Annotated in this window: 24 protein-coding genes; 9 read left to right on the top strand and 15 right to left on the bottom strand. The window is 73.1% G+C overall.

Going from position 1 to position 24,063, the window contains the following annotated elements:
- The coding region (locus ABZS51_RS30930) for an ATP-dependent DNA helicase (protein WP_355448298.1) at positions 1–788 on the top strand (788 nt) is incomplete at its 5' end.
- Positions 789–878: 90 nt separating this feature from the next.
- Here the strand turns inward: ABZS51_RS30930 and ABZS51_RS30925 are convergent.
- Together ABZS51_RS30925 and ABZS51_RS30920 are read right to left on the bottom strand one after the other, a co-directional pair.
- Positions 879–2,105 carry a cytochrome P450 gene (locus tag ABZS51_RS30925; RefSeq protein WP_355448295.1) on the bottom strand — a complete coding sequence of 409 codons (1,227 nt, stop codon included), beginning with the start codon at positions 2,103–2,105 and terminating at the stop codon, positions 879–881.
- A 93-nt stretch (positions 2,106–2,198) separates the two neighbouring features.
- The gene (locus ABZS51_RS30920) at positions 2,199–3,140 is read right to left on the bottom strand and encodes an RNA polymerase sigma-70 factor (protein WP_355448292.1); all 942 of its coding nucleotides are present in this window, start codon (positions 3,138–3,140) and stop codon (positions 2,199–2,201) included.
- A gap of 218 nt (positions 3,141–3,358) precedes the next feature.
- On the opposite strand from ABZS51_RS30920, the gene ABZS51_RS30915 reads away from it, so the two are divergent.
- The gene (locus ABZS51_RS30915) at positions 3,359–4,204 is read left to right on the top strand and encodes an SDR family NAD(P)-dependent oxidoreductase (RefSeq protein WP_355448289.1); all 846 of its coding nucleotides are present in this window, start codon (positions 3,359–3,361) and stop codon (positions 4,202–4,204) included.
- 30 nt (positions 4,205–4,234) lie between these two features.
- On the opposite strand, the gene ABZS51_RS30910 is transcribed toward ABZS51_RS30915, so the two are convergent.
- The 9 genes from ABZS51_RS30910 to ABZS51_RS30870 all read right to left on the bottom strand — a co-directional run bounded on the left by ABZS51_RS30910 (position 4,235) and on the right by ABZS51_RS30870 (position 12,816).
- Positions 4,235–4,993, bottom strand: a complete 759-nt coding sequence (locus tag ABZS51_RS30910) for an SGNH/GDSL hydrolase family protein (RefSeq protein ID WP_355448286.1) — start codon at positions 4,991–4,993, stop codon at positions 4,235–4,237.
- Positions 4,994–5,000: 7 nt separating this feature from the next.
- Positions 5,001–6,077, bottom strand: coding sequence for a 3-dehydroquinate synthase (gene aroB, locus ABZS51_RS30905; RefSeq protein ID WP_355448283.1), 1,077 nt, complete (start codon positions 6,075–6,077; stop codon positions 5,001–5,003).
- Positions 6,074–6,574, bottom strand: coding sequence for a shikimate kinase (locus ABZS51_RS30900; RefSeq protein WP_355448280.1), 501 nt, complete (start codon positions 6,572–6,574; stop codon positions 6,074–6,076). The genes aroB and ABZS51_RS30900 overlap by 4 nt, the downstream gene beginning before the upstream one ends.
- A complete protein-coding gene (gene aroC / locus ABZS51_RS30895; protein ID WP_355448277.1) occupies positions 6,571–7,752 on the bottom strand; it encodes a chorismate synthase in 1,182 nt (393 codons plus the stop codon). Before aroC ends, ABZS51_RS30900 begins: the two co-directional genes overlap by 4 nt.
- A 99-nt stretch (positions 7,753–7,851) precedes the next feature.
- A complete protein-coding gene (locus ABZS51_RS30890; RefSeq protein WP_355448274.1) occupies positions 7,852–8,622 on the bottom strand; it encodes an A24 family peptidase in 771 nt (256 codons plus the stop codon).
- Between the two features lie 234 nt (positions 8,623–8,856).
- The gene (locus ABZS51_RS30885; protein WP_355448272.1) at positions 8,857–9,393 is read right to left on the bottom strand and encodes an SseB family protein; all 537 of its coding nucleotides are present in this window, start codon (positions 9,391–9,393) and stop codon (positions 8,857–8,859) included.
- Positions 9,394–9,471: 78 nt separating this feature from the next.
- Positions 9,472–10,563 (bottom strand): FAD-dependent monooxygenase, encoded by a 1,092-nt coding sequence (locus ABZS51_RS30880; protein ID WP_355448269.1) that lies wholly within the window; start codon positions 10,561–10,563, stop codon positions 9,472–9,474.
- Positions 10,564–10,646: 83 nt separating this feature from the next.
- Positions 10,647–11,585 (bottom strand): zinc-binding dehydrogenase, encoded by a 939-nt coding sequence (locus ABZS51_RS30875; RefSeq protein ID WP_355448266.1) that lies wholly within the window; start codon positions 11,583–11,585, stop codon positions 10,647–10,649.
- Positions 11,586–11,721: 136 nt separating this feature from the next.
- Positions 11,722–12,816: a ring-opening amidohydrolase gene (locus tag ABZS51_RS30870; RefSeq protein WP_310712630.1), complete on the bottom strand. Its 1,095-nt coding sequence runs from the start codon at positions 12,814–12,816 to the stop codon at positions 11,722–11,724.
- Positions 12,817–13,054: 238 nt separating this feature from the next.
- On the opposite strand from ABZS51_RS30870, the gene ABZS51_RS30865 reads away from it, so the two are divergent.
- Positions 13,055–13,729, top strand: a complete 675-nt coding sequence (locus ABZS51_RS30865; RefSeq protein ID WP_355448300.1) for an alpha/beta hydrolase — start codon at positions 13,055–13,057, stop codon at positions 13,727–13,729.
- 24 nt (positions 13,730–13,753) lie between these two features.
- On the opposite strand, the gene ABZS51_RS30860 is transcribed toward ABZS51_RS30865, so the two are convergent.
- The gene (locus ABZS51_RS30860) at positions 13,754–14,293 is read right to left on the bottom strand and encodes a TetR family transcriptional regulator (protein ID WP_355448263.1); all 540 of its coding nucleotides are present in this window, start codon (positions 14,291–14,293) and stop codon (positions 13,754–13,756) included.
- A 137-nt stretch (positions 14,294–14,430) separates the two neighbouring features.
- Here ABZS51_RS30860 and ABZS51_RS30855 point away from each other — a divergent pair, with 137 nt between their 5' ends.
- Complete coding sequence (locus tag ABZS51_RS30855) at positions 14,431–15,555, top strand: FUSC family protein (RefSeq protein WP_355448260.1); 1,125 nt, start codon at positions 14,431–14,433, stop codon at positions 15,553–15,555.
- Here the strand turns inward: ABZS51_RS30855 and ABZS51_RS30850 are convergent.
- Positions 15,552–16,721 carry a pyridoxal phosphate-dependent aminotransferase gene (locus tag ABZS51_RS30850; RefSeq protein ID WP_355448257.1) on the bottom strand — a complete coding sequence of 390 codons (1,170 nt, stop codon included), beginning with the start codon at positions 16,719–16,721 and terminating at the stop codon, positions 15,552–15,554. The two genes, ABZS51_RS30855 and ABZS51_RS30850, sit on opposite strands and share 4 nt — an antisense overlap.
- Before the next feature lie 59 nt (positions 16,722–16,780).
- Here ABZS51_RS30850 and ABZS51_RS30845 point away from each other — a divergent pair, with 59 nt between their 5' ends.
- From ABZS51_RS30845 to ABZS51_RS30825, 5 genes are read left to right on the top strand one after another with little or no spacing between them, the layout of a single operon-like run.
- Positions 16,781–18,553 carry an alpha/beta hydrolase gene (locus ABZS51_RS30845; RefSeq protein ID WP_355448254.1) on the top strand — a complete coding sequence of 591 codons (1,773 nt, stop codon included), beginning with the start codon at positions 16,781–16,783 and terminating at the stop codon, positions 18,551–18,553.
- Position 18,554: 1 nt separating this feature from the next.
- Positions 18,555–19,541, top strand: coding sequence for a DUF418 domain-containing protein (locus tag ABZS51_RS30840; RefSeq protein WP_355448251.1), 987 nt, complete (start codon positions 18,555–18,557; stop codon positions 19,539–19,541).
- Entirely contained in the window at positions 19,501–20,298 is a 798-nt protein-coding gene (locus ABZS51_RS30835; protein WP_355448248.1) for a carbon-nitrogen hydrolase family protein, read from the top strand. The genes ABZS51_RS30840 and ABZS51_RS30835 overlap by 41 nt, the downstream gene beginning before the upstream one ends.
- Before the next feature lie 9 nt (positions 20,299–20,307).
- Positions 20,308–20,754 (top strand): hypothetical protein, encoded by a 447-nt coding sequence (locus ABZS51_RS30830; protein WP_355448245.1) that lies wholly within the window; start codon positions 20,308–20,310, stop codon positions 20,752–20,754.
- Entirely contained in the window at positions 20,751–21,146 is a 396-nt protein-coding gene (locus tag ABZS51_RS30825) for a hypothetical protein (RefSeq protein WP_310712622.1), read from the top strand. The genes ABZS51_RS30830 and ABZS51_RS30825 overlap by 4 nt, the downstream gene beginning before the upstream one ends.
- Positions 21,147–21,165: 19 nt before the next feature.
- Here ABZS51_RS30825 and ABZS51_RS30820 read toward each other — a convergent pair whose 3' ends face one another.
- Both ABZS51_RS30820 and ABZS51_RS30815 read right to left on the bottom strand, forming a co-directional pair.
- Positions 21,166–22,653, bottom strand: a complete 1,488-nt coding sequence (locus ABZS51_RS30820) for a carboxyl transferase domain-containing protein (protein WP_355448242.1) — start codon at positions 22,651–22,653, stop codon at positions 21,166–21,168.
- A gap of 210 nt (positions 22,654–22,863) precedes the next feature.
- On the bottom strand, positions 22,864–24,027 hold the full coding sequence (locus tag ABZS51_RS30815; RefSeq protein WP_355448239.1) for a CoA transferase: 1,164 nt from the start codon (positions 24,025–24,027) through the stop codon (positions 22,864–22,866).
- Positions 24,028–24,063 lie beyond the last annotated feature (36 nt).

Genomic DNA, 24,063 nt, shown 5'->3' with positions numbered 1-24,063 from the left:
CGGACACGGGCGGGGGGGTCGCGGGCGCGGACGCCGGGGCGGGAGCCGCGGGCGACTCCGGGGCGGGCTCGGGGGGCGGCTCTGGGGCGGCCGACAAGCGGGCCGCCAAGGCCGCCGAGTGGCGGGGCATCGACGTCGGGTCGCCGTTCGACCATCAGCGCTCGGGCATCCTGTACGTCGCCAAGCACCTCCCCCAGCCGGGCCGCGACGGCCTGCCCGAGGCGTACGTCGACGAGATCGCCGAGCTCATCGAGGCGGCCGGCGGGCGGACGCTGGGCCTGTTCTCCTCCATGCGGGCCGCCAAGGCCGCCACCGAGGCGCTGCGTGACCGGCTGGACGTCCCGCTGCTGTGCCAGGGGGACGACTCGACGATGCTGCTGGTCAAGCAGTTCGCCGAGGACGAGCCGACCTGCCTGTTCGGCACGCTGTCACTGTGGCAGGGCGTGGACGTGCCGGGGCCGTCGCTGCGGCTGGTGGTCATCGACCGGGTGCCGTTCCCGCGCCCGGACGACCCGCTGACCTCGGCCCGGCAGCGGCACGTGGCGGCCAAGGGCGGCAACGGGTTCATGACGGTCGCCGCCACCCACGCCGCACTGCTGCTGGCCCAGGGCACGGGCCGGCTGCTGCGCTCGCAGAACGACAGGGGCGTCATCGCGGTGCTCGACCCCCGGCTGGCCACGGCCCGCTACAGCGGCTTCCTGCTGGGCTCCCTGCCGCCGTTCTGGCGCACCACCGACCCGGCCGTCCCCCGCGCCGCCCTCCAACGCCTGTCCACGGACCCGTCCTGACCCGCCCTTCCTGACCCGCCCGGCCGGCCGGTCCCGACCGGGCCCCCATGCCTGATCCGCTCCACCGGACGTCCGGCGTTCAGGTCCTCCTCACCAGGTGACCGGGAGTTCGTAGGCGCCGTAGATGACGGCGTCCTCCTTGAACGCCAGGTCCTCGACCGGCGCGGCGAGCCGCAGGGTGGGGATGCGGCGGAACAGCGTGTCGAAGACGATCTGCAGCTCCATCCGGGCCAGGTTCTGGCCGAGGCACTGGTGCGGGCCGAAGCCGAAGGCGAGGTGGTGGCGGGCCCCGCGCTCGACATCCAGTTCGGCCGGATTCTCGAACGCCGCCGGGTCCCAGTCGGCCGACAGGCTGGAGACGATGACGCCCTCGCCGGCGGCGATGCTGACCCCGCCGATCTGCGCGTCCTCGGTGGCCACCCGGGAGACGACCGTGTCGGTGATGGTGAAGTAGCGCAGCAGCTCCTCCACGGCCATGGGCGTCCTGCCCGGGTCGGCCGTGATCAGAGCCAGTTGCTCCGGGTGGGTGAGCAGCCCGATCACGCCGAGCGAGATCATGTTCGCCGTGGTCTCGTGTCCGGCGGTCAGCAGCAGGAAGGCCAGGCTCACCAGGCCCTCGTGGTCGAGGGCGCCCTCCTGGCGTTGCCGGGCGATCTGCCGGCTGAACAGGTCATCGCCGGGTTCGGACTCCTTGCGGCTGATCAGGTCGTCGATGTAGGCGCGAAGTTCGGCGAAGGCCCGCTGGCGGTCCTGCGGCGACGAGGTCCGGCGTACCGCCACGGTGGTGCGGCTCTGGAAGTAGTCGTGATCGGTGTAGGGCACGCCGAGCAGCTCGCAGATCACCAGCGAGGGCACCGGCAGGGACAGCGCCTGCACCAGGTCGACCGGGCGCCGGTCGGTGGCGAGCATGTCATCGACGAACCGGTCGACGATGCCCTGGATGCGCGGGCGCAGCGCGGCCAGCCGCTTCACGGTGAACTCGCCGATCACCGGACGCCGGGCCGCGGAGTGTTCCGCGCCGTCCATGCCGATCATCAACGGCGGCCGGCTGCGGATCTGCTGCAGGGTCGCCGCGTCGACGTTGAAGATCGGGAAGCCGTCCTTGCGCCGGTCGGAGGAGAAGCGGCGGTCGGCGAGGATGGCACGGCCTTCCTCATACCCTGCCACCCACCATGCCTCGCCGCCGTTCACCAGGCGGACCTTGCTGATCGGCGCCCGCTCGCGGAGCCGTTCGTACTCGGCGGGCGGGGCGAACGGGCAGCCACGCTCGACCGGCAGCTCCAGGCCGGCGAGGTCGCCGGCCACGCTCTTCGTCATGAATGACCTCCCAGTGATGGATCTGGCTGAGTTCGTTGCGCCATCGACGAGCCCGGGTCGCTTCGAGGCCGGGGGCCGGCTCGTCGCCGGTGTTCATCGCAGGGTGAGGGGGATCTCGGATTCGATGCGGGTGAGCTTCTCCGGGTTGCGGACGTAGTAGAGGCCGGTGATGCGGCCGCTCTCGACCCGGATCGCTATGACGCCGTCGATCTCGCCGTCCGCGCGGAGGAGGAGTGCCGGGTTGCCGTTGACCACCGTGTGGTCGGCGGTGAGCGCGACTTCGGCCTTGCCGACGGCGCCGACGATGAAGCGGGCCACCTTGCCGGCCCCGACGATCGGCCGCGCCGCGGCCTGCTTGACGCCGCCGCCGTCGCTCACCAGGACGACCTCGGAGGCGAGCACGTCAAGGAGGCCCTGCAGGTCCCTGGTCTCCAGCGCGCGCTGGAACGACTCCAGAGCCGCCCGGGCCTGGTCCGGGGAGACCACCTCGCGGGGGCGGCGGGCCTCGACGTGCCGGCGGGCGCGGTGCGCGATCTGCCGGACGGCCGCGGGGCTCTTGCCGACGGCGTCCGCGATCTCGTCGTAGCCGACGTCGAAGGCCTCGCGCAGCACGAAGACGACGCGCTCGGTGGGCGACAGCGTCTCGAGGACGAGCATGAGCGCCATCGACACGCTCTCGGCGAGCTCGACGTCCTCGGCCACGTCCGGCGCCGTGAGCAGCGGCTCGGGCAGCCAGGGGCCGACGTACGCCTCCTTGCGGCGCTTCATGGTGCGCAGCCGGTCGAGCGACCGCCGGGTCGTGATCCGCACCAGGTAGGCGCGCTCGTCGTGCACCTGCTCCACGTCGACCTTCATCCACCGCAGCCAGGTTTCCTGGAGGACGTCCTCGGCGTCGGCCACCGATCCGAGCATCTCGTAGGCCACGGTGAAGAGCAGGTTGCGGTGCGCGACGAACGCCTCGGTGGCGGTGTCCGTCCGGCCGCCACCGGCGAGCGGCCCGGCCGCGCCCGTCGTCGGCCCGCTGCGCTCGTTCATGGCCGGCTCCCGCCTCTTGCTCTCAACATGCTCTCAACGTTGCTCTCATCTGTGCTCCACGCATAAGACGCCGGCCCCCACCGCGGTGTGACATCCGCGATCGGTGGTGTATGTCACATGACCGCCCTGTCACAAAGTCCGGGTCGCCGGCGCCTCATGGTTGTCAGGACGCCGCGTGGACGACCCGCGCGGCACCGCAGAAGGAACGGAAAGACATCATGAGCAAGGTCTGGCTCGTCACCGGTTCGTCCCGCGGCCTCGGCCGTGACTTCGTCGAGGCCGCGCTGTCACGCGGCGACAAGGTGGCCGCGACCGCCCGGAACACCGACAGCTTCGACGAGCTGGTCGCCACCTACGGCGACGCGGTGCTCCCGCTCCAGATGGACGTGACCGACAAGGCCGCCGTCTTCGAGGGCGTCAAGCGGGCCAAGGAGCACTTCGGCCGTCTCGACGTCATCGTGAACAACGCCGGCTACGCCCAGGTCGGCGCGATCGAGGAGCTGACCGAGCAGCAGCTGCGCGACCAGCTGGAGACCAACGTGTTCGGCGCGGTGTGGGTCGTTCAGGCCGCGCTGCCCTACCTGCGCGAGCAGCGCTCGGGGCACATCGTCCAGCTGTCCTCCGCGGCCGGGCTCATCGCCATGCCGCTCGGCGGCGCGTACCACGCCTCCAAGTGGGCCCTGGAAGGCCTGAATGAGGCCCTCGCGCACGAGGTCGCCGACTTCGGCATCAAGGTGACCATCATCGAGCCCGGCGGCTTCGCCACCAGGTCCGGCAAGAACCCCGATCCCCTCAACAACGGTCACCTGGCCGAGACCAACCCGGTCTACGACGGCCTCCGCCGGCGCCTCGCGGGCATGGTGGGAAACCAGCCCGCCGGCGACCCGGCCGCCGCGGCCCAGGCCCTCCTCAAGATCGTCGACTCCGACACCCCGCCCCTGCGGGTGCTCTTCGGCCTGGGCTTCTACCCGATGCTCCAGCAGGCCTACGCCGACCGGCTCAAGACCTGGGCCGACTGGCAGGACCTCTCGGCGGAGGCCCAGGGCAAGCTCGCGAGTGCGTGAGCCGGTCCGACCTGCGTACCGCGGCAGGTGTCAGTGCTCCCAGGGCGCGAGGTCCGGGCGCTTGGGGTCGAGGCCGTCGCCCGAGGAGGTGCCGCGCAGTCGCCGGCTCACCCAGGGCACCAGGTGCTCGCGGATCCACTGCGCGTCCTCGCGCCGCCTGGCCCGGGGGTCCGTCGTCCGCTCCGGCCACGTCCTGCGCCAGTCGTCGAACGGCACCCCCAGCACGTCCAGCACCCGGGCCGCGACCAGCCTGTGGCCGTCCTCGTTCATGTGCAGCCGGTCGTCGCTCCAGGCGCGCCAGTCGCGCAGACCCTGCATCGACCACTGGTCGACCAGCTTGCAGCCGTACAGGTCGGCGATCGAGCGGATGTGCAGGTAGAAGATGGCGAAGCGGCCGCGCAGGCGGCGCATCAGCGGCGTGTCGCGCGGGTCGACGCCGGTGAACAGCAGCACGTCGGCCCCGCTCGCCCGCAGGTCGCGCACGGCCCCGGCCAGGGTCTTGGCCATGACGTCCGGGTCGCTGCCCGGCCGCAGCAGGTCATTGCCCCCCGCGCACAGGCTGACCAGGTCGGGCGCCATCTGCACGGCCAGGGGCACCTGCTGCTCGACGATCTGCCCGAGCAGCTTGCCGCGGACCGCGAGGTTGGCGTAACGGAACGACGGGTCGTCGGCGGCCAGGCGCTCGGCGACCCGGTCGGCCCAGCCGCGGTAGTGGCCGTCGTGGCCCGGGTCGTTGAGGCCTTCGGTGAAGCTGTCGCCGAGCGCGACGAAGGAGCCGTAGTGTCTCATGACGGTCTCAGTGGGAGATCTCCTGGTAGGCGGCTTCGAGCAGCTCCTCGGACGGGTCCTCCAGGCGGCCCGGCTTGGCCAGCCCGTCGAGAACCACGAAGCGCTGCTTGGCGCCGCGGTTCTTCTTGTCCAGCCGCATGTGGTCGCGCAGGCGCGGCCAGGCGTCGGCGCGGTAGGCCGTGGGCAGGCCGACGGCGGTGAGCACGGAACGGGTGCGCTCGACCAGGTCGGCGCCGACCCGGCCGTCGAGCCGGGACAGCTCGGCCGCGTACACCATGCCGATCGCCACGGCCTCGCCGTGGCGCATGTGGTACTGCTCGGCCCGCTCGATGGCGTGGCCGAGCGTGTGGCCGTAGTTGAGGATCTCGCGCAGCCCGGCCTCGCGCAGGTCGGCGCCCACGACGTCGGCCTTGACCTGGATCTTGCGCTCGATCAGCTCGCGCGTGTGGCGGCCCTCGGGGCGGGTGGCGTCGGCGGGGTCCTGCTCGATGAGGTCGAGGATGACCGGGTCGGCGATGAACCCGCCCTTGATGATCTCCGCGAGCCCCGCCACGTAGTCGGCCCGCGGCATGCTGCCCAGCGTCGCCAGGTCGCACAGCACGCCCGAGGGCGGCAGGAACGTCCCGACGAGGTTCTTGCCCTCGGGCGTGTCGATGCCGTTCTTGCCGCCGACGGCGGCGTCGACCATCGCGAGCAGCGTCGTCGGGACCAGCACCACCTGGAGGCCGCGCAGCCACGTGGCCGCCACGAACCCGGCCAGGTCGGTCGTGGCCCCGCCCCCGACGCCCACCACGGCGTCGGAGCGGGTGACGCCGTAGCGGCCGAACGCCGACCACAGCTGCGCCGCCACCTCGACGGTCTTGGCCTGCTCGCCGTCGGGCACGGGCAGCGCCACCACGTCGAACCCGGCGTCCGACAGCGACGCGCACACCGGACGGGCGATCTCCGGCAGCCCGGCCGGGTGGACCACCGCGACCGTGCGCACGCCCGGCTTGAGCAGCCCCGGCAGCTCGCTCAGCACGCCGGTGCCGACCACCACGTCGTACGGGCTGTCGCCGCGCACGGTGATCCTCGTCGCGGTCATGAGGCGAGCCCCTTCAGGATCTCGTCGGCCAGCTCCTCAGGGGCGCGCTGGTCGGTGACGACGGTCAGGACGGCGAGCCGCTCGTAGACGGGCCGCCGCTCCTCCATGAGCTTCTTGAGCCGGCTGCGCGGGTTGAGCACGAGCAGCGGCCGGGCCGAGGCCAGGCCGACCCGCTGCACCGCGTCGGCCAGCCCCACCTGGAGGTAGACGACGGGGTGGCCGGCGAGCAGCGCCTGCGTCTCCTCGTTGAGCACGGCGCCGCCGCCGAGCGACAGCACGCCGTCGTGCTCGGCCAGCGCTCGCCGGACGGCGGCGTGCTCCAACTGGCGGAAACGGTCCTCACCGTCCTCGACGAAGATGTCGGCGACGGACTTGCCGGCGACGGCCTCCACGTCGGCGTCGGTGTCGCGGAAGGCGACGCCGAGCCGCTCGGCGAGCAGCCGGCCGAGGGTGGTCTTGCCGGACCCGGGCGGTCCGATCAGCACGGCTCTGGTCACTTGATCACCATGGAGGAGAGGTAGCCGGACAGGTTACGGGCGACTTCCTCGACGGAGTCGCCGCCGAACTTCTCGAGCGCGGCGTCGGCCAGCACCAGCGCGACCATCGCCTCGGCCACGACGCCCGCGGCCGGGACCGCGCACACGTCGGAGCGCTCGTGGTGGGCCTTGGCGGCCTCGCCGGTCTTGACGTCGATCGTGGCCAGCGCCCGCGGCACGGTGGAGATCGGCTTCATGGCGGCGCTGACCCGCAGGACCTCGCCGTTGGTCATGCCGCCCTCGACGCCGCCGGCGCGGTTGGTGATGCGCCTGACGCCGTCCTCGGTCGTGTACTCGATCTCGTCGTGGGCGCGGGAGCCGGGGCGGCGGGCCGTCTCGAACCCGTCGCCGACCGCCACGCCCTTGATCGCCTGGATGCCCATGAGCGCGGCGGCCAGTCGGGAGTCGAGGCGGCGGTCCCAGTGGGTGTAGCTGCCCAGGCCGGGCGGCAGGCCGTAGGCGAGCACCTCGACGACGCCGCCGAGCGTGTCACCGTCCTTGTGGGCCTGGTCGATGACGGCCACCATGGCGGCGCTGCCCTCGGGGTCGGCGCACCTGACCGGGTCGTCGTCGATCCGGGCCAGGTCGCCCGGGCCGGGCAGGGTCTCGGCCGGTGTCCCGGCGCCGCCGATCTCGGTGACGTGGCTGAGGATGTCGACGCCGAGCGCCTGCTTGAGGAAGCGCCTGGCCACCTCGCCCAGCGCCACCCGGGCCGCCGTCTCGCGGGCACTGGCCCGGTCGAGGACCTGCCGCGCGTCGTCGAAGCCGTACTTCTGCATGCCCGCCAGGTCGGCGTGGCCGGGACGGGGCCGCGAGCGCGGCGCGTTGCGCGCCAGCCCCTCCAGCTCGGCCGGGTCGACGGGGTCGGCCGCCATGACCTTCTCCCACTTGGGCCACTCGGTGTTGCCGACGCGCACGGCGATCGGGCTGCCCATGGTGCGGCCGTGGCGGACGCCGCCGGCGATCGTCACCTGGTCCTGCTCGAACTTCATCCGGGCGCCGCGCCCATAGCCGAGGCGGCGGCGGCGCAGCGCCTCGTCGATGGCGGCCGTGGTCACCTCGACCCCGGCCGGCAGGCCCTCCATGACGGCAACGAGCTCCGGCCCGTGAGACTCTCCGGCGGTCAACCAGCGCAACATGCGTCCAAGTCTTCCACGTCCCGCCCAGTGGGATGGCCCACCGTTCACCAGCCGAGACGCGCACCCACCCGATCCGCCCTGGATCCGCCGTTTGTCCGCTCATCCGTCGAGGCAGACGGCCACCAGGGCGCCGAGGAGCATGAACGGCCCCAGCGGGAACTGGGTGTCGCGGGTGGCCCGCCCGGTAAGGAGGAGCGCGAGGGCGTACAGGGCGCCGAGGAGCTGCCCGGCGACGGCGGCCACGGCCCACGCCTCCCAGCCCCGCGCGGCGGCGGCCATGCCGATGAGCCCGGCCAGCTTCACGTCGCCGAGCCCCATCGCGGCCGGCCTGACCAGCCACAGCACGCCGTACACGGCCGCGAGCGCCGCGGCGCCCAGCAGGGCGCGCGGCACCTCTCCGGTGGGCAGCAGGCTGAGGGCCAGCAGCGGGTACGAGGGCAGGGTGATCGCGTCGGGCAGCCGGGAGGTACGCCAGTCGATCAGCGCGAGGGCGGTGCCGGCGACGGCGAGGTAGACGTACGGCAGCCCGGCACGCCAGGCGACCAGGGCGGTGACGGCGGCGGTGGCGACCTCCACGGTCGGCGGCCAGGCGGGGACGGGCCAGGTGCGCAGGGCACGGCCGAACGCCGCCCGGGCCTCGGCACGGACGTCCAGGCCGGGGACGGCACGGGCGCCCGTGCGGGAGTCCGCGTCAGGAGCGGCATGGGGATCGGCGTCGGGATCAGCGTCGGGAGCGGCATGGGGAACGGCGTCGGGAGCGGCACGGGGATCGGCGTCGGGATCGGCGTCGGTGAAGCCTCCGGCCAGGACGCGGACGTAGCGGCCGGCGAGGAGTCCGGCCAACGCCGCCAGTGCCACCAGGACCGCCACAGGCCGACCCTAGTGCGGCGACCGGGTCTCGCGCGGCCAGGTTGACGGACTCGGCCGGCACCGGACGCGAGAACCGCCGGACGCCCCACGACAGCCGGACGCGAGAACCGCCGGACGCCCCACGACAGCCGGCAGGCGGACGGGCCGGTCAGCGAGCGGGCGGCGACATGAGTGCGGGCGGACCGGGACGCCAGGTGTGCGGGCGGCGACATCGGCGCCCGGCGGGCCGGGACGTCAGGTCTGTTTGCGGGAGAACCAGCGGCGGCGGCGAGGGGCCGGTCGCACGCGGGCCACCGTCGCGCCCGCGAGCCGGTCGAGCGTGCCCGACGCGACCGCGGCCAGCGCCTCCAGCACCTCGCCCTCGATCACGAACGGCACCGGCCCCGCGACGTCCACGACCACGGCCGCCGCCTGCTCGTGGGCCGCCGCCTGGCACACCTGCGGGGTGCTGGCCTGCACCGGCCGGGCGTCGGGCCGCCACCGCGTCAGCGCGTCCGTGCCCGTGAACGCCAGCACGGCCTGCCTGCCGTCCTTGCCGACGAGCTTGGGCAGCGCCATCTCGCTCTCCTTCTCCTGCCGCAGCCCGTGCTCGCCGACCTCGGACTCGGTCAGCAGGGCGACGACGGGGACCAGGAGCCGGGCCCCGGTGAGCACGGCCAGCACGTCGGCCGGGCCTGCCGTGCCGTCCTGGTAGGAGGCGAGCGCGGCGGCCAGCGCGGGCGCGGCACGTCCGTCGTCGTCCGGGTCGAGAGGTCGCGGGATGGTCGGCACAGTGCCCGACACTACCCTCGCCCCCGGCCGGCGCCCGAACACACCCGCCCGCCCTCAATGCTCCGGCGCCCGAGCGGCTCACTGGATCGCTGTGAGCGCGGCGTTCCTGGCCTGGATGTCGTCCTGGGTCTCCGGCACCATCATGCCCAGGTTGTCGCTGATCTGTACCTTGACGTCGACCAGCTCGCGGTGCTTCTCCTCGTAGCGGCGGAAGGCCTCCCGGTGGTCTTCTCCGGCCGCCAGCTCCGTGGCGAGCAGGTAGGCGCCGGTCAGGGCCAGCTCAGCCCCGGCCCCCGAGGCGGGGGAGGCGCAGTAGGCGGCGTCGCCCACGAGGGCCACCCGGCCGGCCGACCACGACGGCATGCGCACCTGGCTCAGGGCGTCGAAGTAGAGGTCAGGGTCGGCCCGCGCGCCGTCGAGGAGCTGCGGCGCCCGCCACGAGGTCTCGCCGGCGAAGTGCTCCTTCAGCAGCCGGCGCTGCTCATCCAGGTCGTGATGGTCGTAGTCCATCGGCTCCGGACGCCGGAACATGAAGTACGCCTTGGCCTGGGCGTGGTTGCCCGAGCGGTAGATCCCGACCATCTTCCCCGGAGTGTTGAACATCGTGATCGTACGGTCCGCGCCCAGGGCCGCGTCGGCGTTGCCAAAGGCGAAGTAGTAGCCCTTGTAGTCGAGGAATTGCGACTCCGGCCCGAAGGCCAGGCGCCGCACGTTGGAGTGCAGCCCGTCCGCGCCGATGACCAGGTCGAACCGGCCGGTGCCACCGCCTTGGAAGGCAACCGTCACCCCGTCGGGGTCCTGCGCCAGGCTCTTGATCGAGTCGCCGAAGACGTAGTCGACGTCGTCCTTGGTCACGTCGTAGAGGATCTTCACCAGGTCGCCGCGCATGATTTCGATGTCGTTCGCGAGCTCCACGGAGGCCACGCGCTGTCCCGCGGCGTCCACGAACCGCATCTCGCGCACATCGGCCACCGCGACCCGGATGCGCGGCAGGATGCCCATCCGCTCGACCACTTCCAGCGCCTGGTCGCGCACGTCCACGCCTTGGCCGCCGGTCCGCAGCCCGGATGTCCGCTCGACCACCGTGGTCCGGAAGCCGTGCTTGGTCAGCCAGTAGGCCAGGGTCTGCCCGGCGATGCTGGCTCCCGAGATCAGAACTTTCTTGCTCACTGCCACTCCAAAGGTGTCGTCGTCGATGACGCACGCGGGGAACACCGGCCGGTGCGGGAGAAGGTACGGGAGAAACAGGCGGCTCAGCGGTCGGCATCGGGCCGGGCGGAGAGATCATGACGAAGAGTCACCACCATCCGGCGGGGGGCGTCATCCGCCCGCAGCCGCCGGGCGATCGCGTCGATGTCGCCCCACTCGGCGCGTTCGCCGTCCAACCGGGCGAGCCGCCCGTCCGCGAGCAGGTCCAGCAGATAGGCCAGGTCGGGCCCGAACCGGTCGCCGGCCCAGAATCCCTCGATGGCGCGCCGCCGCCCGACCATCTGGTACGGGACGAACGTGGTCGGCTGCTTCGAGCTCGCGCCCACCTGCTGGATGAGGCCGTCCTCGGCCAGCAGGTCGAAGGCCTGTGCCAGCGCCGGCCCGCCGACCGAGTCGATCACGCCGTGCACAGGCGCGGACACCTGGTCCAGCCCGGTGACCACCTCGTCGGCGCCCAGGGCCGCCAGCCGCTCCCGGCTGCCGTGATCACGTACCGCGGCGATGACGTGCGCGCCGGCGAGCCGGCCCAGCTGGACGGCGAAGTGTCCGACCGCGCCCGCGGCTCCGGTGACCAGCAGGCGGCGGCCGGTCAGGGCGCCCAGCCGCCGGATGGCCCGCAGTGCGCTCACCCCGGGCACCAGCAGGACGCCGGCCTGGCCGGGGTCGACCCGCTGCGGCACGATCGCCAGCTCGTGCGTGGGTACGGCACGTAGCTGCGCCCAGGCGTTCCCGGTCGCCAGTGTGGCCACCCGGGTGCCCGGCGCGGGACCGGTGCCGTCGTCGGCCGCCCGCCGCACCACGCCCACCGCGTCGAATCCCGGGACGCTTCCCGGCGGCAGCGTGGCCGCGTGGTCGAGGTTGCGGGCGACCAGGGTGAAACACTCCACCTCGATCACCACGTCGCCGGCCTGCGGGACCGGCTCTGGGGCCTGGCCTGCGCGCACACCCGTGGGGGTGTCGGGGGCGCTGAGCAGCGCATGCATGGAGCCTCTCCCAGCTCGTGATACTGAAATACGCGTTCCACTTAAAGATATGGAATGGCCATTTCAGATGTCAACCCAGCCGCTCAAGAAGCCCCAGGCCGTGATCGCAGGCTGACCAGGCCGGGAGGATTCGTCGTCAGTGGCGGGTGATGGCCGCGACCGGGCCGCCGCCCGAGGGGCCCTGATGGACGGCGGCGACCGAGACGAACACCGCCGGGTCGCCCGTCACCGAGGCCGCCACCCCGCCCACCGCCGCCTTGATCTGCCGGTGCCAGTGGACGTCGGAGTCGTCCAGCATGATGTTGCGCCTGCCGCGTACCCGGCCCGAGGGGTCGGCCTCGCACTTCATGAAGACGTTCACCAGGCGGTCGCCCAGGTCGGAGGGGTGCGGGCGGTCGGGCAGCGCCAGACCGGAGTCACGGATCGCCGCCCAGATGCCGTCGGCGTCCAGGGCGTCCTTCATGACGCTGTGGCCGATCCGGTAGCGGCCGCCGATCCCCCGTACGTTGCCGACCAGCACGATCTGGGCGCGGTCCAGCTCCACCCCCGAGGAGCAGGAGGCGACCGACGAGTACAGGGACAGGTCCTTGTGGATCTGGTCGGCCCGGGGCGGCTCGATCTCGCCGAGGGCGACGGCGATGCCGAGGGCGGTGGTGGAGTTCGACAGGTCCATGGACGGGCCGGTCTCCTCGATGGCCGTGTCCTGGCCGCGGCTCCTCGCCTCCGTGATGGTGGCGAGGGTGAGCAGCGGGGTCTTGGTCTGGACGTAGTGCACGTCGCGCGGGTCGTCGATGCCGGCGATCTTCATGGCCTCCCGGACGCCCGCCGCGACCTTCTCCACCATGGCGGGGCGGCCGATGTCCTCCGGCAGGATCACGTCGCTCATCGCGACGCCGACGGACACGCGCGGCTCGTCCGACGGGACGGCCGCGGCCGGGTCGAGGGTGGCGAAGATCGTGGCGTGCGGGCTGAGGACGCCGTCGGTGCCTCCGGACCACACCAGGGGTACGGTCTCGGGGGCCGGGTGGCCCTTGGCCGCCAGCACGTCACGGAAGGCGCGGTCGGCGAGGATGCGGGTGTAGTCGTTCACGCCGCCGTTGCCCTCGGTCTTGCCGACGACGGCCAGCACCCGGTGCGCCTCGATGACGCCGGCGTCGATGAGCCGTTCCAGGCCGGAGGCGTCGGTCACGCTCTCGATCGGCACCTTGCGCACTTCTGTCGGATCCGGCATCGGTCGCCCCTTCTCCGCCCCTGCCCCGGTCGCTTCCCCGGGGCGAGATACCCGGCCGCCCGGCGGGCGCGTCTCCGGCCCGCGCAAACATCAGGCCAAACCCGCCGGTCCGTCCCTGGCGACGCTACTCACTGCCCCACCCTCCCTTCATGGGCAACATCCGCCAATATCTGCCAATGTCTGCACATCTCGGGACAGCCGGGTGGAGGGCGGGACGGGCGGTAGGGTCGCGGCTGTGATGCGTGAAGCGGCCGTCAACGGAGTCAAGCTGTCCTTCCGCGAGGAGGGTGATCCCACGTCCCCCGCGCTCGTGCTCCTGCACGGGCGCACCGCCGACCACAACGACTGGAACGGCATCACCCAGCACTTCGCCGCCCGCCATCACGTCATCGCGCCCGACCTGCGCGGCCACGGAGCCAGCGAGCACCCCGGCTCCTACGCCGTCCCCGACATGGCCGACGACGTCGCGGCCCTGATCCGGCACCTGGGGATCGGCAGCGCCGTGGTCGTGGGCCATTCGCTGGGCGGGGTCGTCGCGTGCCTGCTGACCATCCGCCATCCCGGCCTGGTGGGGCGGCTGGTGCTGGAGGACCCGCCGCAGCCGTACCCGCTGCAGGGCCGCGCGCCGGTCGAGGAGGACGACTCGACGGGGTTCGACTGGCGGATGATGCACGAGACGGAGCGGCAGCTCGTCACCCCGGACCCGGCCTGGCGCGACGGGCTGCGGGGGATCGCGGCGCCGGCCCTGGTGCTCTCGGGCGGGACGGCGAGCCCGTTCCGGTCGGAGCTGGTGGCCGAGCTGATCCCGGGCGCCCGCCTGGTCACGATCGAGGCGGGTCACCTCGTGCACGTCTCGGCGCGGCGGGAGTTCCTGCGCGCGGTGGACGACTTCCTGGCCGAGCCGGGCGGGTGACGGCGTACCTGGAGATGGGCCGCGTCAGCTCAGGCAGGCACGGAACACCTGGGTCAGCCGGCTGACCACCTCCTCGCGCGCCCCGGGCGTGATCGGCCCGAACAGGTGGCGGAACCGCCCGCTCCCCAGGACGATCACCGTGGCGAGCGAGGCGCGCAGTTCGGCCTCGTCGCCCCCCAGCCTGGTCCTCAGCGGCTCCAGGATCGCCGTGCGGACCCGGTCGTGGGCCAGCTCGCGGATCTGCGGGCTGGACGCCGAGCGCTCCAGCGTGGCCAGGACGGGGCTGTCGCCCTCGGCGGCGAGCCGGTCGGCCACGTACTCGGCCAGCCGCACGGCCAGGTCCTCTCCCTCGTCCAGCACACCGGGGAAGCGCCCCTGCTGCGCCAGGACCTCGGCGAACAGCTCTCTCTTGGAGCCGAAATACCGGTTGATGAGAGCGATGTTGGCGTTCGCCGCGGCGCCCAGCATGCGCATGGTGACCTCGTCGTACCCGTGCTCGGCGAACAGGCGGCAGGCCGCGTCGAGAATGCGCCTGCGGGTGCCCTCCCGGCTCCTTGGTTCCACGCACACGACGATAGGGCGCACCGGCCACGTGTACGTCCCCTGACGGACTGAATGCCGGGGAAGATGGATTACGGGTGGGTATCTTCTACGGTGCGTGGCGTGACCGTAATGTCATAAAGATCCGCCAGGGTGGAGGGGTGGCAACGAGGCTCGGCGATCACATGCGGCAACGGGTGGCGGCGTTCGGGCACATGGGGCCGGCGATCGTCCAGTCGGCCGTCGGCGCCGGGCTGGCCTGGACGGCGGCCATCCACCTGCTCGGCCATCCGCGGCCGTTCTTCGCGCCCATCTCCGTGCTCATCTGTCTCGGTGTCGGCCTCGGCCAGCGGCTGCGCCGCGTCATCGAGCTGGTGGTCGGCGTCAGCCTCGGCGTCGGCGTCGGCGACCTGCTGGTCGCCTGGATCGGCTCCGGCGCGTGGCAGCTCGCCCTCGTCGTCGCCCTGGCCATGGGAACGGCGACGCTTCTGAACGGCGCGCCGCTGTTCGTGGCCCAGTCCGGCTCGTCGGCGGTGCTCGTCGCCACGCTCGTGCCGGGAGCCGGCGGAGGCGGACTCGACCGGATGCTCGACGCCCTGACCGGAGGCGTCATCGCCATCGCCGCGGTGGCGCTGCTGCCGATCAGCCCGTTCACGCTCGCGGCCCGGCACGCCTCCGCGGTGCTCGACGCGCTGTCCACGGTCCTGGAACGGGCGGCCGACGCCATCGAGCGGGGCGACGCCGACCTGGCCGCCGAGGCGCTGGCCGTGGGGCGCGGCACCCAGTCGACCGTCGAGGACTTCCAGCAGGCGCTGGTCACCAGCAAGGAGGTCGCCCTCGTCTCCCCTCTGCACTGGCACCGCCGCACCCGGCTCGCCCGCTACCAGAAGGCATCCGTCCCGATCGACCACGCGCTGCGCAACGCCCGGGTGCTGGCCCGACGCACCCTGGCGTCGCTGGGCGAGCCCACCCCGCCGCCCGTCTCGCTGGCCGCCTCCATGCGCGAGGTGTCGGAGGCGGCACTGCTGCTGCAACTGGAGCTGGCGGCGGGCCGCGACCCCGTCCTGACCCGGCAGGCGCTCACCGCGACCGCCGGGCGGCAGCGGCCCGAGCGGCTCGGCTTCTCCGCCGACGTCATCGTGGCGCAGCTCCGGTCGATCGTGGTGGACCTGATGCTGGCCACCGGCGCCGACCCCGAGACGGCCGGCGCCGCCCTCGCCCCGGTCGAGGGCCCCGGCACGACGACCGGCACGACGACCGACACGACGACCGACACGGAGAACTAGCCGGATGACAGCCGCTTGAGGCGGGTGACCGCCTCGTCGATGACCTCGTCCTTCTTGCAGAAGGCGAACCGGACGAAGTGGCCGCCCCGCTCCGGATGGTCGTAGAAGACCTGCGTCGGGATGGCGACCACGCCGGCCAGCTCCGGCAGCCGGCGCGTCAGCTCCAGCCCGTCGGTGAAGCCCAGCGGCCGGATGTCGGTCTGCACGAAGTACGTGCCCGCGGGCCGCAGCACCTCGAACCCCGCCGCCGCCAGCCCCTCCATCAGCCGGTCGCGCTTGTGCTGGAGCCCGGCCCGCAGCTCCGCCACCCACGCCAGCTCGTGACGCAGGCCGTGGGCGACCGCGAGCTGCCACGGCGCGCTCGCGGTGAACGTCAGGAACTGCTTGACCGTCGTCACCGCCCGCACCAGCTCCACCGGGGCGCACACCCAGCCGGTCTTCCAGCCGGTGACCGAGAACGACTTGCCCGCGGAGGAGATCATCACCGTGCGCTCGCGCATGCCGGGCAGTGTCGCCAGCGGCACGTGCTCCACCCCGTCGAACGTCAGGTGCTCGTACACCTCGTCGGTGATCGCGATCAGCCCCCGCTCCTGGCAGAGCTCCGCGATGACCGTCAGCTCCTCGCGCGTGAACACGGTGCCCGTCGGGTTGTGCGGGGAGTTGACCAGGATCACGCGGGTGCGCGGGGTGACGGCGGCGCGCAGCTCGGCCGGGTCGAAGGTGAACCGCCCCTCGACCGGGCGCAGCGTCACCGCGGTCAGCCGTGCCTGGGCCAGCGCGATCGAGGCGGCGTAGGAGTCGTAGTACGGCTCGAACGCGATGACCTCGTCGCCCGGCTCGCACAGCGCCAGGACGGCCGCCGCGATGGCCTCGGTCGCGCCGACCGTCACGAGCACCTCGCCGTCGGCGGCGTAGCCGAGGCCGTAGTGGGCGGCCCGGTGCTCCGAGACGGCCTGCCGCAGCTCGGGCACGCCGGGACCGGGAGGGTACTGGTTCGCGCCGGACCTGACGGCCCGCACCGCCTCCTCCAGCATCGAGGCGGGCCCGTCGGTGTCGGGGAATCCCTGCCCCAGGTTGATCGAGCCCGTACGCAGGGCCAGCGCGCTCATCTCGGCGAAGATCGTGGTGCCGAACGCGCGCATCCGCGAAACGAGTGGTTCCCTCACGGCACCACCTTAGTGTCCGCGCCCCCGCGACCGGCTGCCGCTGCTCTAGTCTCGACTCCGTGATCACCCGGGTCCTGCTCTCCCTCGCCCTGACGCTCACCCCGCCGACTCCCCCGGCGCCCACCCCACAGACCACCCCGGAGGCCACCCCGGAGGCCCGGGTCCAGGCCGGGATCGAGGCCGGACAGTGCCCCGTCGCCGTGCCGCCGGGGACCACGTGCGGGTTCCTCGTGGTCCCCGAGCGCCGCGACGCGCCCGGCCGCACCATCAAGGTCGGGTACGCCGTCCACCGCTCCACCGCCCCCGCCCGCAGGCCCGACCCGGTCGTCTACATGAGCGGCGGCCCCGGCTCCTCGTCGCTGCAGCTCACCGGCTTCCTCAGCCAGATGTTCCCCGACCGCGACGTGGTGACGATCGAGCAGCGCGGCGGCAGGTACTCCTGGCCCCGGCTCGGCTGCCCCGAGCTGGCGCAGGCCATGCTTGACCGCCTCACCCGGCCCGCCTCCCCCTTACCTCCCGCCGAGGCGGCCGCGCAGTGCCGCACCCGGCTCGAACAGCAGGGCGTGGACCTGCGCGGCTACACCACCAAGGAGATCGCCGCCGACGTCGTCGCCCTGCGCGGCGCCCTCGGCTACCCCTCCTGGAACCTGTTCGGCGTCAGCTACTCCACCCGGGTCATGGTGGACGCCGCCGCGGCCGACCCCGGGGCCGTGCGGTCCGTGCTGCTCGACTCGTTCCTGCCGCAGAGCGTGCCGTGGTACGACGACGTCCGGCGCAACCTCGACGACACCCTGGCCCACCTCGGCCTGAAGGACCGCTTCGACGCGGCGGTCAGGCGGCTCGACGCGACGCCCGCGCGGGTCACCACCGTGGACCCGCTGCGCGGCGCCGAGGTGCGGGCCCGCCTGGACGGCGGCGACGTGGCGACCCTGATGGCCGAGGCGCTGCACGAGACCGGCGTGATCGCCGTCGCCGCCCCGCTGGTCACCGCCCTGGCGAACGGGCACGACGAGCCGCTGCGTCCCCTCACCGACGCGGTCGGCGACGGCCTCACCTCCCACGAGCTCGGCCTGTACGAGGCGGTGCAGTGCCAGGACGAGATCCCCTCCAACGGCTTCGCCGCCCCGTCCCGCCTGTTCACGGTGGACGTCGACAAGGCCGTCTGCGACGCCTGGAAGCTGCCCGCCGCCAAGCCGTCCGCCGCCACCACGCAGGCCCCGGTCCTCGTCGTCGCCGGCCGGTTCGACCCCACCACCCCGCCCCGAACGAGCGAGCCCGCCGCGCGGGCGCTGCCGCACGCCCGGTACGCCGAGTTCGACGGCGTCGGGCACGCGGTCTTCCTGACCAGCACGTGCGCCCGCGAGCGCATGGCCGCCTTCGTCGCCGACCCCGCCTCGGCCGGGACCGGCTGCGCCCGCCCCGAGACCGGCGTGCCGCCCCGGCTGGCCGCCGCCGACCTGCGCGTGACCGGCGCCCCCTACGCGATCTCGAAGGCGCCCTGGCTCGCGGCCCCGCTCGCGCTGTTCGCCCTCGTCGCGCTCGCCCAGCTCGTCGCGGGCGCGCTGCGCGGCCGGGCGCTCACCGCCTTCGCCGGCCTGGCCGGGGTCGCGTCCGCCGGCCTGCTCGCGCAGTCGGCGTACGGGCTGGTCAGCCGGAACGAGACCGCCCTGGCCGTCGGCCTGCCGGCCGCCGTCGAGGCGTACGGCTGGCTGGCGGCCGTCGCGGTCGCGCTCACCCTCGCGAGCCTCGTCGTGCGCCGGACCCTCGGGCAGGCTGGAGCGGCCCTCGTAGGGGCAGGATTCCTCGTATGGTGGTTTGCCTGGTTCGTGTGACATGGAGGGATTCGTCCTGGCTGCCGTGACCCGCATCCGCGCGCTCGACGCCCTCCGCGGCTTCGCGGTGGCCGGGATCATGCTCGTCAACACCTGGCAGCACACGCCCCACAAGCCGCGCACCGGCCTCGACACCACGATCGAGATCCTGTTCCAGAGCCACTTCTACCCGATCTTCTCGCTGCTGTTCGGCATCAGCTTCGTGCTGTTCCTCCAGCGGGCCGGCCGGTTGAGGCTGCTGCCGCGCCTGTTCTGGCTGTTCTGCTTCGGCATCGCCCAGCACGCCTTCTACGAGGGCGAGGTGCTGACCGACTACGCCTTCTACGGCCTCGTCCTGCTGCTGCCCGCCTCCTTCCTGTCCGGCGGGGCGCCGATCCTGCTGCTCTCGACCGGCGTGATCACCTGGGGAGTCCTCACCGGCGGCGGGACCATGATCATCCCGGGCCTGTTCCTGCTCGGCATGGCCCTCATGCAGCTCCGCCCGCCCGCGTGGCTGCTCCCGCCCGTCCTCGCGGTCAGCGCCCTCGCCTCCGCCCTGCTCTCCGGAGCCTGGATGACCAGCGGCGACTGGGCCAACGGCCCCCGTGACCCCCGCGTCTGGATCGTCTACACGCTCGCCACGCTCGCCGGCGCCGTCACCTTCTCCACCGGGTTCCTGCTCCTCCTGCGCACCCGCTGGGGCGATCCGCTGTCGGCCGTCCTCGAACCGCTCGGCCGGATGGCGCTCACCAACTACCTCACCGGCACCGCCGTCGTCGTCCTCACCGCCCCCCTCGTGGCCGCCGACCCCACCCGCTGGTCGGTCGTGGCCGTCGCCGCCCTCACCGTCACCGCCCAGGCCCTGTTCGGCCGCTGGTGGCTGGCCCGCCACCGGTACGGCCCGATGGAGTGGATCTGGCGCTGCCTGACCTGGTTCCGCCGGGTGCCCAACCGGCTAGAGTCGGGCCGTGACCACCATCGCCCTGTGCCAGATCCCGGTCTCCCCTGACCCGCAGGCCAACCTCAAGAGGGTCCGCGAGGCGCTGGCCCGCGCCGAGGGCGCGGACCTGGCGATCTTCCCCGAGGCGACGCTCACCCGCTACGGCAGGCGCATCACCGAGCTCGCCGAGCCGCTCGACGGGCCGTTCGTCACCGGCCTGGCCGAAGCGGCGCGCGAGCACGGCACCGCCGTGATCGCCGGGGTGTTCGAGCCGGGCGGCGGCGACGGGCGCGTCCACAACACCGCCGTGGCGCTCGACGCCGGCGGCGAGCTCAGGGCCGCCTACCGCAAGATCCACCTGTTCGACTCGTTCGGCGCCAGGGAGTCGGAGCTGGTCGCCCCCGGCTCCGAGCCGGCCGTCGTCGAGCTCGCCGGGCTGCGCGTCGGCCTCGTCACCTGCTACGACCTGCGCTTCCCCGAGCTGACCCGGGCACTGGTCGACCGTGGCGCCGACCTGTTCGCGGTCATCGCCGCCTGGGGGTCGGGGCCGCTCAAGGAGGACCACTGGGTCACGCTGGTCCGCGCCCGCGCCCTGGAGAACACCATGTGGACGGCCGCCGTCGGCCAGGCCCCCAACCCGGCCGAGTCGTCCGACGGGTTCGGCGTCGGACGCAGCATGCTCGTCGACCCCCTCGGCGTCGCCCGCGCCGACCTGGGCACGGCCCCCGGCGTCCAGCTCGTCACGGTCGACGCCGAGACCACCGCCGCGGCCCGCGCGACACTCCCCTGCCTCGAACATCGCATTCTCGGGGTCAACAGATCGTAAAATGAGCACGTGAGCAGAACGCACATGCAGAAGGTGGTCCCACCGCGTCTGCTCGTCCCCTACCTCTCGGGCAAGCGCACGGTGATCTCCGGGTACGTCTACCGCGTGCAGGACTGCGCGCGGCTGACCACGCCCCGCGACCTCTACTTCGGGCTCGACCTGTCCTTCGACGGGTCCGAGCTCACCGCCGAGGTGCCCGAGTTGTATGTGATGCGGTGGTACGCCCGCGACGTCGACAGCTACGTCGTCCCCTACGGCCCGCACATGGGCGGCGACTGGAGCGACGTGGCACCGTTCGCCGGCAACGGCTTCACCACCTCGACGCACCACGTGGTGCCCCAGTTCCACACCGTCCCCATGCCGATCCCGGCCGGCGCCGAGATCGTCCACCTCACCGACGATGACGAGCGCCCCTTCGCCGCCTACGACGGGCTGACCTGGCGGCCGGCCGCATGAACGACGAGCTCACCCCCGTGGCCTCGGGGTTCATCGCCCGCTTCGGCGAGCACACCCTGCCCGCCGCGCTCGGCCCCGACAGCGACCAGGTCGTCCTGTTCAGCGAGGAGGAGCTCGACGGGTTCGAGGCGGCCTCCGGCTACTGGCGGCGCGAGGTCGGCCGCGACGAGCTGGAATGGCTCGTCCTCATCCGCACCGTCGGCGCCTTCGGCGGCGAGCCGTGCGTCGTCCTCGACGAGGACGACGACGGCCTGCACATCGCCTACCTCGGCCACAGCGGCATGAAGGCCGAGGCGCTCGGCTACTGGATGGTCGACCACGGCGCCTACGAGGTCGTCGTGCCCCGTGAGGAGGTCGTCTCCATCCGCGTCGAGCGCATCCCGGTCCCCTAGCGACCGGACACGGCGCCGCTCAGGCGCCCAGGTGACGATAACGGGACAGGCGGCCCGCCAGCCTGTCCCCCGTGGGCTGCCCGAGCAGCCCCGCGATCTCGTGCTCCAGCGCCCGCCCCACCCGCTCGCAGAACGCCCGATGCTCGTACGCGGCGTCCGGCCGCTCCGGGATCACCCGGTCCACGATCCCCGAGCGGCGCAGGTCCGTGGCCCGCACCCCCTGCGCCTGGGCGATCTCCGGGGCGAAGTCCACCGACCGGTAGAGGATCGCCGAGGCGCCCTCCGGCGGCAGCGGCGACAACCACGCGTGCTGCGCGCACAACACCCGGTCCGCCGGCAGCAACGCCAGCGCCGCGCCCCCCGCGCCCTCGCCCAGCAGCAGGCAGACCGTCGGCGCGTCCAGGGTCACCATGTCGGCCAGGCAGCGGGCGATCTCCCCCGCCAGCCCGCCCTCCTCGGCCGCCTTCGACAGCGCCGCCCCCGCCGTGTCGATCACCGTCACCAGCGGCAGCCCCAGCTCCGACGCCAGCCGCATGCCGCGCCGCGCGATCCGCAGCCCCGCCGGACCCAGCGGCGCGCTGGACCGCTGGCTGCGCCGGTCCTGCCCCAGCACCACCGCCGGCGCCTCGCCGAACCTCGCCAGCGCCAGCAGCAGCCCCGGGTCGTTCTCGCCCGCGCCGGTGCCGTTCAGCGGAGTCACGTCCGCGGCGGCCAGCTTCAGCAACGACCGCACCCCCGGACGGTCGTCACGCCGCGACCGGCTGATCGCCTCCCACGCCTCGACCGGCCGCAGGTCCTCCTCCGGCGGCTCGCCCGGCGACAGCCCCGCCGTGTCCGCGCACAGCACCGACAGCGCCCGCGCGGCCAGCTCCCGCGCGTCCTCCGCCGGCACCACCGCGTCCACCAGGCCGTGCCGGAACAGGTTCTCCGCGAGCTGCACCCCCTCCGGGAACGGATAGCCGTGCAGCGCCTCGAACACCCTCGGCCCCAGGAACCCGATCAGCGCCCCCGGCTCCGCCGCCGTCACATGACCCAGCGACCCCCACGAGGCGAACACCCCGCCCGTCGTCGGATGACGCAGATACACCACGTGCGGCAGCCCCGCCGCCCGGTGCGCCTGCACCGCCGCAGTGATCTTCACCATCTGCACGAACGCGACCGCGCCCTCCTGCATCCTGGTCCCGCCCGAGGCCGGCGCCGCCAGCAGCGGCAGCCGCTCCCGCTCCGCCCGCTCCACCGCCGAGGTGATCCGCTCGGCCGCCGCCACGCCGATCGACCCCGCCATGAACGAGAACTCGCTCGCCACCACCGCCACCCGCCGCCCGTCCAGCAGCCCCTCACCGGTGATCACCGACTCGTCGTAGCCCGACTTGGCCCGCGCGACGGCCAGCTCCTCGGCGTAGGAGGAGCCCGGCGCGGCCGGATCGGCGGGCGGCGCGTCCCACGACGTCCACGACCCCTTGTCGAGGACCGTTTCGATCAGCGTGCGCGCGTCCGGACGGCTCACCAGGGCTCCTTCGTGTCGAGCGCTATGGCTCCTTCGTGCGTGTCGAGCACTATGGCTCCTTCGTGTCGAGCACCGCTGCAATGTTGACGCACATGTTGTCGACGCTGATTCGGGTGACGCTGCTTCGGGTGACGCTGCTTCGGGTGACGCTGATTCGGGTGACACACATGCTGACGCACGAACGCGCCGGCCGGTGCCACCGACCGGCGCTCAACTCTCGCGCTCCTCCAGCCAGGCGAGCACCGCGTCCCCGTCACCGCCCAGGGCCGGCGGCGGCCTGTGCCGCACCGCCTCCAGCCCCTCGAAGCGCAGCGGCGGGCCGGGCAGCTCGATCCGGCCCAGCACCGGATGCTCCACCTCCACCAGCAGGCCCTGCGACCGGGTCTGATCCCAGGTGTAGACCTCGTCCAGCGAGCGGATCGCGCCCGCCGGCACCCCCACCTCGGCCAGCCGCGCCAGCCAGTGCCCCCGGTCGTGGGCGGCCAGCGCCCGCTCCATGTCCGCGATCAGCTCCTCGCGGTGCGCCCACCGCTCCCGGTTGGAGGCGTAGCGCGGCTCGCCGGGATCGATGCCCAGCAGCGCGGCCACCTTGCGCCACTGGCCGTCGTTGGCCGCCGCGATCTGCAGCACGCCGTCCGCGCAGCGGAACGAGCCGTACGGGGCGATCGAGACGTGGTGGTTGCCGGCCGCCGCCGGGACCTTTCCGCCGACCGTCCACGCCGTGCCGTGGTAGGAGTGCACCCCGGCCACCGCCGCCAGCAGCGACGTGCGCACCACCCGCCCTCTGCCGGTCCGCTCGCGCTCGTACAGCGCCGCCACCACGCCGTACGCGCCGTGGATGCCGGCGAGCAGGTCGGCGATCGACGCGCCCACCCGGTACGGCTCGTCCGGCGAGGGGCCGGTCAGCGACATCAGGCCCGCCTCGCCCTGGGCGATCTGGTCGTAGCCCGGCCGGCCGCCCTCCGGCCCGTCGTGGCCGAAACCGGTGATCGACAGGACGACCAGGCGCGGGTTGAGCTCGTGCAGGCGCTGCACCGGGAAGCCGAGCCGGTCGAGCACGCCGGTGCGGAAGTTCTCCACCATGACGTCGCACTGCCGGACGAGCCGCTCGATCAGCTCCTTGCCCTCCGCCGACTTCAGGTCGACGGTGATGGACTCCTTGTTCCGATTCGCCGCCAGGAAATACGTCGAAATATCGTGATCAGGGCCGACGAACGGCGGCCCCCAGCCCCGCGACTCGTCCCCGCCCTCCGGATGCTCCACCTTGATCACCTTCGCGCCCAGGTCCCCCAGCATCTGAGCGGCGTGCGGCCCCGCCAGCGCCCTGGACAGATCCAGCACCACGATGTCGTCGAGAGGTCCGAGCAAGTTCATCCTCCAGCACGAGTTCCGGGGGTGAAAGGACCATTC

Origin of the sequence: Nonomuraea sp. NPDC005501, from assembly GCF_040605905.1 — a bacterium.
Taxonomy (GTDB): Bacteria; Actinomycetota; Actinomycetes; order Streptosporangiales; family Streptosporangiaceae; genus Nonomuraea.
The sequence above is the reverse complement of the archived record's forward strand: the minus strand, read 5'-3'. Positions and strand labels throughout refer to the sequence as shown.

Bases quoted from the DNA above. Each gene is read 5' to 3' on its own strand.
- ABZS51_RS30815 (WP_355448239.1), bottom strand. From the start codon at position 24,027: ATGAACTTGCTCGGACCTCTCGACGACATCGTGGTGCTGGATCTGTCC.
- ABZS51_RS30910 (WP_355448286.1), bottom strand. From the start codon at position 4,993: ATGAGACACTACGGCTCCTTCGTCGCGCTCGGCGACAGCTTCACCGAA.
- ABZS51_RS30920 (WP_355448292.1), bottom strand. From the start codon at position 3,140: ATGAACGAGCGCAGCGGGCCGACGACGGGCGCGGCCGGGCCGCTCGCC.
- ABZS51_RS30875 (WP_355448266.1), bottom strand. From the start codon at position 11,585: ATGCATGCGCTGCTCAGCGCCCCCGACACCCCCACGGGTGTGCGCGCA.
- aroB (WP_355448283.1), bottom strand. From the start codon at position 6,077: ATGACCGCGACGAGGATCACCGTGCGCGGCGACAGCCCGTACGACGTG.
- ABZS51_RS30825 (WP_310712622.1), top strand. From the start codon at position 20,751: ATGAACGACGAGCTCACCCCCGTGGCCTCGGGGTTCATCGCCCGCTTC.
- ABZS51_RS30870 (WP_310712630.1), bottom strand. From the start codon at position 12,816: ATGCCGGATCCGACAGAAGTGCGCAAGGTGCCGATCGAGAGCGTGACC.
- ABZS51_RS30865 (WP_355448300.1), top strand. From the start codon at position 13,055: ATGCGTGAAGCGGCCGTCAACGGAGTCAAGCTGTCCTTCCGCGAGGAG.
- ABZS51_RS30925 (WP_355448295.1), bottom strand. From the start codon at position 2,105: ATGACGAAGAGCGTGGCCGGCGACCTCGCCGGCCTGGAGCTGCCGGTC.
- ABZS51_RS30915 (WP_355448289.1), top strand. From the start codon at position 3,359: ATGAGCAAGGTCTGGCTCGTCACCGGTTCGTCCCGCGGCCTCGGCCGT.
- aroC (WP_355448277.1), bottom strand. From the start codon at position 7,752: ATGTTGCGCTGGTTGACCGCCGGAGAGTCTCACGGGCCGGAGCTCGTT.
- ABZS51_RS30840 (WP_355448251.1), top strand. From the start codon at position 18,555: ATGGAGGGATTCGTCCTGGCTGCCGTGACCCGCATCCGCGCGCTCGAC.